Raw genomic sequence first — 6,741 nt, 5'->3', positions numbered from 1 at the left:
CCCGCCCCCCGGGGCGCCCCCCCCCCCCCCCCCCCCCCCCCCCCCCCCCGCGGCCTGGCATTGAACATCCGCGGTGCAACGTGTGAATCTCCAGTCGGACGTACGCTACTCAGGGCAAGCTGTGAAGTCAGGTATCTGGTTAGCAGCGGACGGTCGCGCGTGACGTATAAGTGACTCCAACGGGTCGTCAAGAGTTCGTCACTTTCACGGAATGATGCTTAAGCGGCTGCAGCGGCGGGTAGGCGCTCCGCCCGCTGCCGTTCACACCGCGGCGATTCGCGGAATCGTGCGATCGAATATCGTGGCGACAAACAGGCAGGCGCTCAACACACCCATAACGATGGCCAGGCTGTGCAGGCCGTGATCGCTTGCAGTTTTGCCATATAAGGCGCCAAGGAGGCTGGTCGCCGCGATTGCACCGAGATATCCGGCGGTGCGCTGGAGTCCCGCTGCAGTGCCGATCTCGTCGGCCGGCGACTGCAGATAGACGGCGGTCTGGGTGGCTGTGGAAAACATGCCTTGCGGCACACCGAAGCACACAACCGCGGCAGCGATGATCCATGCGGACTTGCTGCTGTCGATAAAAAACAGGCAGATGCATCCGGCCAGCGCTGCGCCAATGCTCACGATAAACGGCCCTCGAATGCCTTTTGTGCGCCCGCCTGTCACAGAGGAGACGGCGGCGAGCAGCGACATCGGCATGGTGATGAGGCCCGCTTGGCTAGTGGAGAAGCCGGCGCCACTTTCGAGCCACTGAGCGAATCCGTAGAGAATGCAATACACGATCATCAGGACCGCCCCTGCGCGCAGATAGGTTACCGTCAACGGTCGGTTGCGGGCCAACATCCGCACATCGATAAACGGCTGCTTGCGTCGCGCCGAGTGAAGCACGAGTGCCACACCGAGAACGGCGGCGATAGGCAGCATGCTCCAGACTGGGCGGTCGAGATTCATCAGGAAAATCATCAGGCCGAGCAAGAAGCCGGTGAAGAGCAGGATGCCCACCACGTCGAGCTCTGCCATCAGACGCGCAAAGCTGCCGTCGCGCGGCTGATCCTTTGGCACCCACAAAAAAACCAGCAGCGCAGCGAGCAGCGCGAGCGGCGTGTTCACGGCAAAGATCGAATGCCAGCCGAAAGCGCCTGTCAGTACGCCACCCAGCAAGGGTCCGATGGCCAGGGTGGAGACCCCCGCCAGCGAGAGAACGCTCATGGCGACGCGTGGCGGCGCCGCACCGAGCCGATCTGCCTGGACGCGGAAGATGCGCATGGCCGACGGATAGGCGCCGGCGGTGCCGATTCCCAGTGCCACCCGCACCGCGATCAAGACGCTGAGCGTGGGAGCAAACCGGCCGACCAGCGCGGATATCGCGACGATGAAGAGGGAGATCAGGTAAATCCGGCGTGGGCCGAATAGATCCGCCAGTCGCCCCATGGTCGGCTGGGCCACGGCGCTTGCCAGGTAGAGCCCGGCAATAAGCCATCCAGCCTCCGCGACGCTTGCATGGAAGTCGGCCGCAATTGGCACCAGCGCGGTAGAGATCATGGTCGAATTGATCGGATTCAGTACGGCGCCGAGCGCTAGCGGCGCGACGAAACGGAAGCCGAAGCCCGCATGTCGTTCGTTCGGGCGACGGGGATCGCCGCCGGTTGTCGGCGGATTGCTTTGCATTTCGCGTGGCCCAGTTCTTCAGATCGATGTCATCGGACTCCACCACGCGTGCGAGTAGCGGAAAGATGTTGTCGATTGCAAACGCGTGCATGTCATGAGACAGCGCCGTCGTCGCATCTTCGGCGATCACGACTTCGTAGCCATGCTCGTACGCTTGGCGCGCGGTGGATTCGACGCCCATATTGGTTGCGATGCCGGCGAGCACCACCGTTTTGACGTTCCGGCGCCGCAACTGCACATCGAGATCGGTGCCGTAGAACGCGCCCCATTGATGTTTCGTCACGAGAATGTCGGACGCGTGAGCGAGTTTTTCAACGAGCTGGCTGAAGTTCGCTGGAAAGCCCCCTTCCGGACGCGCGAAAGGCCGGTCCACCGGCTGTTTCAGCACATCACCGAAGTCCGCCGCGAAGGCGACGTTGACCAGTACGACCGATGCCCCGGCAGTCCGGAAACGCGCTGCGAGCCGGCCGCCGGTTACTGCCACCTGAGCGCCGGGGCGGGGTGCCAGAGCGGGCATCGACACGATGCCTTGCTGGAGATCGACGAGAATGAGTGCTGTTGTAGTCGCGGGAAGAGCGAGCATGATGGGAGCCTTGCGGTGGATTCGAGGAGGTAACTGACGCCAAAGCATAACTATATTTGAGTATTTGCTCAAATAGAGTTATGTGGCCGAGGGCCGCCGTAACTGGCAAACTGACGGCATGTCTTCGACTCCCGCCAAAACTAAAGCTCTATCTGCTGCCCCGCGGCCCAATCGTGAACGGCCGGCGCTTGCGCCGCAGCGTGGTGTCGGCCGCGAGCGCGTCGCCACGTTGATGGCCGCTGCGTCGAAGGTCATTCAGGAGCGTGGTTTCGATGCCGCAACCATGGCCGAGATAGCGGCGCGCGCGGACACAAAAATCGGTTCGCTCTATCGTTTCTTTCCGAACAAGGAAGTGCTGGCCGATGCACTGATGCAGCGCTACAGCGAGTTGCGTGATGCCCAATGCGACGAAATCGATGCTCGTGCCCGCGTGGTGTCGATAGACGAGTTGGCCGATTTGCTGGTCGACTCCATTGCGGAGATCCACGACGAGACCAAGGCGCTCGTCGCTTTGCTGGATGCCCGTTCGGAATGGTCGGGCAAGCGACTCGAGTATCGCGAGAAGGCGCTCAAGCGGATTGTTGGCACGCTGCGGCTCAGGGCGCCGACATTGCCGGGAGAGACCGCCAAAGACATGGCGGTGGTATTGCTCAACAACATGAAGACGATGGTGGCGATGACGCTCGACAAGTCGGCTCCGACCAGCCCGGGCGGCCCCGCCGAGTTGCGTCTGATGAACCGGCTGTATCTCGCCAGCAAGCTCGCTGGCCACGAACTGCCCGCGGCTCAGGCCGGGGCGCCACCATCAGGTGGTGCTTCCGGGTAGCATGCGCAAGACCGCGTGGCGACGCTATAAAGCGGTCTTGATCAACCCGCGTCGACGCTGCAGTGCCGCGCACGGGCGCATTCTGGATAGCTTCGCCTTCGAGCATATAAATGAACTCAGGGCCAGTGTGGAGGTGAGCAGGAAACGTAGTCCCCGCAGCAAAACGTACGAGCTGCATGCCCCGGCCGTTGGCCTTTCCGAGTCGCTTGAACTCCACGCCTGCTGCGAATGGCGACGGTGTCCACTGGGTACGCGCAGAATCCATGTATGCGAAGGCCGGCATTGAAGACGATTCGCTTTCCAAGCTTACCCTCCTACTGATGGCCGTGGAGCGGCCTCACGAGTTGGCCATCACCATATTCACGAATCACCCTCGCGATGATGACCCGATAGCCGTCCAGCCAGCGACCTTGCTTCGCTTTCGCCTCGACGTGGACTGGATGCCTGATGAGCTGTAGCAATGCCTCTTTCGACTCCCAGTAGTAGACGTTCTGGATCAATCCTTCACCGGAGTTTTCCCACGTCTCCTCACGCACATATCCCGGCATGCCTCGAGCCACTTCGGCAATCCGCCGATCGAGTTCATGGAACTCCTCGTCGTATTGACCAGCCCGAAAAATGAAGGTGGAAGAGTACATTGCGCCTTCTGATGAGTTTTGAGTGACGCCGACCGCTCTCTATTACTACTTCGTCGGGACGACGGTGAGCATTGCATCGGCAAGCTGGGATTCGCCGCTTGACTTGAGTGCTTCGGCAGCACCCTGGATATCCCGTGCTTCCTTGTTCTGACTGAGCTTGCTCTTACCAACAAGACGCGTGATCTCAATCTGAACACCGACGATGGCCCTTACCATGGTATCCACGTAGTCCTTCGGTGCGTCGCCCATCTTCCACGGTTTCGGTTCCGATGCCTCATGTGTGCGAGTGAGCCGACCAACTACGCCTCGCACGTAGCGCTCATCATCGAGAATCGTAATGCGGCCGTGCGCATGGACAACCATGTAATTCCAGGTCGGCACCTGTTTGTGCAGTTCGTGCTTGCTTGGATACCAGTTCGGAGAAATATAGGCGTCGCCCGCACGGAAGACTACAAGCACCTCGTCACCGTTCGCCACGTCCTGCCATACCGGGTTGGCCCGCGCCACATGCGCGCGCAGCACGCCCAGTTTGCCGTCCTCTGCTGTAAGTTCAAACGGAATGTGATTTGCGTCAAGTCCGCTGCTCCGTGAGTGATCAAGGTGCCAAACGGGTGTTGAGCTATGCGGGAGTGCAAAACTTCCTTTCGGGTTTCGGCAAAGTGGACTGGTAAGTACATACGATATCTCTGGCTGCTAAGGGGGATTGGCTGGTATCACTGCGACCCTTCTAGTGTGATGTAAAAGTGGTTTATCCTAAAGGTCCAGTTTGTTAAATTTCTAGTGAACCAGAATTATGGCGAGAACTGCGCGAGTCGCGGATATGCCGTCGCTCGGGGCGCTCGATCGCACGGCGGGCAATCTGAGCCGTCAACTTGCGGAGACGCTGCGGGAGGCGGTGCGCAAGGGAGACATAAGAGCCGGAGACTTATTACCGTCATCGCGTTCGCTCGCTGCTTCACTTCACATTGCAAGAGGGACAGTGATCGAGGCCTACGAGCAGTTGCTTGCCGAGGGCTTTCTGGAATCGAAAGCGGGAGCGGGAACACATGTCGCGCAAGCCCTAGCGGAGTCGCAGTCGGTCAGCACACCTGAGGCAATATTGGAACCGGCAACGAAGTCCGGGCTAGCAGAGCGCGCCTTGGCGTTCGCCCAGATTGCACAAGAGTTCCGTCCGCTTGAGCCGATACCCTTCGCGATATCTGTCCCGGTCGGTTTGACCGCGCCCGGCGATATCTGGCGTCGCCTAGGTAACCGGTTGCGCGCAAGGGGCCCGGGCGCGCCCACGGGATATGCTGATCCGTTGGGCGCGTTACCCCTGCGCGAAGCGATCGCAACCTATGTGCGAAGGTCCCGCTCCGTGCGGTGTGAGGCGGACCAAGTCATTGTGACCAGTGGTACGCAACAGGGACTTTTTCTCGCGAGTCAGGTCCTGCTTAGTCCGGGCGATCAGGCGTGGGTCGAGAACCCTGCTTACCGTGGCGTCACCGCAATACTTGAAAACATCGGCTATCGCGAGGGCGTGATCCGTGTGCCTGTTGACGCAGAGGGTCTTGATGTTGAGGCTGGCATAAGCATGGCCCCGCATGCGCGCGCGGCATTCGTTACGCCGTCCCATCAGTATCCCTTGGGGATGCCCTTGAGCATGGCGCGGCGCACGGCCTTGCTCGCGTGGGCACGCGGCAGTAATGCCTGGGTAGTCGAGGACGACTATGATAGCGAGCTACGCTACGAGGGCTATCCGTTTCCGGCCCTTCAAGGATTGGCTCCGGATCGCGTGATTTATCTTGGTACGTTCAGCAAGATTCTGTTTCCATCTCTCAGGCTGGGCTATTTGATCGTCCCGCGCAATCTCGTCGATGCGTTCTGCGGTGCACGCGTGCTCATGGATCGCCACCCGCCAACTGCCGATCAGCACGTGCTCGCCGCCTTCATGGCGGAAGGGCATCTGGAGCGGCACATACGCAAGGTTCGAAATGTCTATTCCGAGCATCGGCGTCAATTGATTGATACGCTCGAAGCTTTGCTACCTGCTAATCTCGCGTGGATCGAGCCCGGCGATCAGGGGATGCACCTCGTACTCTGGCTCGCAGACGGCTTGGACGACCGGGAGGTCGTCGAGCGCGCCGCTAAGGAAGGCGTCGCGGTACGCGCGGTGTCGCTCATGTTTGCGCCGGAGACGGGACGCCCCGGTCTTATTCTTGGCTTTGGAGGGTTCAGCAGCGAGCAGATGAAAGCCGCTGCTCAACGCTTGGCGGCAGTAATCACGGGTACACGAGATGGAAAGACGCGGCGCAGATAGGTCATGCGGTGTCAGGCGCCGGGTGATCGCCATGAATGCACACCGCAGCTTCGATGCTCTGCGTCAGTCGGCTCTGATCCCAAACCGGTCATTGCCGACCAAAAAAATTCGAACGTCCGGCTCGGGTCGACAGTTGCCCGATGCGGGCCGATCAACGGCGGCCCACACCGCCCGCGGCCATCTACGGCCATTCGCCCGCGCTTTCACACGGACATTCGAACGTCGGCTCCACTACCAGACACCGGACGTTCGTGCGCGGATCATATCGGTCGCGTCGTGGCGCTGACGGGCATCGCGGGTCGCGTGCTCGCACAGGCAATGGCGGGCGAGGCCGCCCTTCGAGCTGTTCGCGAAGCCAAGGCATGCGCGCTTTCTTGGCGGCCCGTCATTTCGCGTCCCGGCGCTTGATCTCGGCATGCTGGATCAGCAGATTCGAGAACTGTTCTGAAACGAAGCGCGACGACCAGCACGTTTCCCTTTGCACCAGAAGCGACAACAGACCTCGCTTCCTGACCGTCCGGACCGGCCGTTGAGGCCACCCGGGCGGGTGATGCGTCACGCCACTGTCATCGTCTGCGATCCCTGCTTTTCCAAGTATGCCGGTCGACTGGATATGAGTATTCCCGCACGGAGTTTCCCCTTTCGAGCGAACACCATGTGGTTTCTGGCGTGGTTCCGGGCGGGTGCGCCGCTGGACGCCTGCCACCCGCACGATTGTTTCAGC

Annotated in this window: 5 protein-coding genes and 4 pseudogenes; 3 read left to right on the top strand and 6 right to left on the bottom strand. The window is 60.8% G+C overall.

Annotated elements, in window-relative coordinates; all coding sequences use genetic code 11:
• Positions 1 to 261: 261 nt before the first annotated feature.
• Positions 262 to 1,671, bottom strand: coding sequence for an MFS transporter (locus P0D96_RS47225; protein ID WP_408321126.1), 1,410 nt, complete (start codon positions 1,669 to 1,671; stop codon positions 262 to 264).
• Positions 1,672 to 1,756: 85 nt separating this feature from the next.
• Positions 1,757 to 2,254, bottom strand: a pseudogene (locus P0D96_RS47220) (isochorismatase family protein); the annotation flags it as partial.
• Between the two features lie 82 nt (positions 2,255 to 2,336).
• Here P0D96_RS47220 and P0D96_RS47215 point away from each other — a divergent pair.
• A complete protein-coding gene (locus P0D96_RS47215; RefSeq protein WP_408321124.1) occupies positions 2,337 to 3,080 on the top strand; it encodes a TetR/AcrR family transcriptional regulator in 744 nt (247 codons plus the stop codon).
• 91 nt (positions 3,081 to 3,171) lie between these two features.
• Here the strand turns inward: P0D96_RS47215 and P0D96_RS47210 are convergent.
• The 3 genes and pseudogenes from P0D96_RS47210 to P0D96_RS47200 form a co-directional block, all read right to left on the bottom strand.
• Positions 3,172 to 3,345 (bottom strand): annotated as a pseudogene (locus P0D96_RS47210) (cupin domain-containing protein); the annotation flags it as partial.
• 49 nt (positions 3,346 to 3,394) lie between these two features.
• Complete coding sequence (locus tag P0D96_RS47205) at positions 3,395 to 3,718, bottom strand: antibiotic biosynthesis monooxygenase family protein (RefSeq protein ID WP_408321122.1); 324 nt, start codon at positions 3,716 to 3,718, stop codon at positions 3,395 to 3,397.
• A gap of 45 nt (positions 3,719 to 3,763) precedes the next feature.
• Positions 3,764 to 4,395 (bottom strand): annotated as a pseudogene (locus P0D96_RS47200) (FMN-binding negative transcriptional regulator).
• A 116-nt stretch (positions 4,396 to 4,511) separates the two neighbouring features.
• On the opposite strand from P0D96_RS47200, the gene pdxR reads away from it, so the two are divergent.
• Positions 4,512 to 6,017: a MocR-like pyridoxine biosynthesis transcription factor PdxR gene (gene pdxR, locus P0D96_RS47195; RefSeq protein ID WP_408321120.1), complete on the top strand. Its 1,506-nt coding sequence runs from the start codon at positions 4,512 to 4,514 to the stop codon at positions 6,015 to 6,017.
• Positions 6,018 to 6,284: 267 nt separating this feature from the next.
• A pseudogene (locus P0D96_RS47190) lies at positions 6,285 to 6,465 on the top strand (FAD-dependent oxidoreductase); the annotation flags it as partial.
• Here the strand turns inward: P0D96_RS47190 and P0D96_RS47185 are convergent.
• The coding region (locus tag P0D96_RS47185; protein ID WP_408321128.1) for a hypothetical protein at positions 6,403 to 6,741 on the bottom strand (339 nt) is incomplete at its 5' end. The pseudogene P0D96_RS47190 and the gene P0D96_RS47185 sit on opposite strands and share 63 nt — an antisense overlap.

The sequence above is a fragment of the Paraburkholderia sp. RL17-347-BIC-D genome, assembly GCF_046027915.1.
Taxonomy (GTDB): domain Bacteria; phylum Pseudomonadota; class Gammaproteobacteria; order Burkholderiales; family Burkholderiaceae; genus Paraburkholderia.
This window is presented reverse-complemented; position numbering and strand designations above follow the sequence as displayed.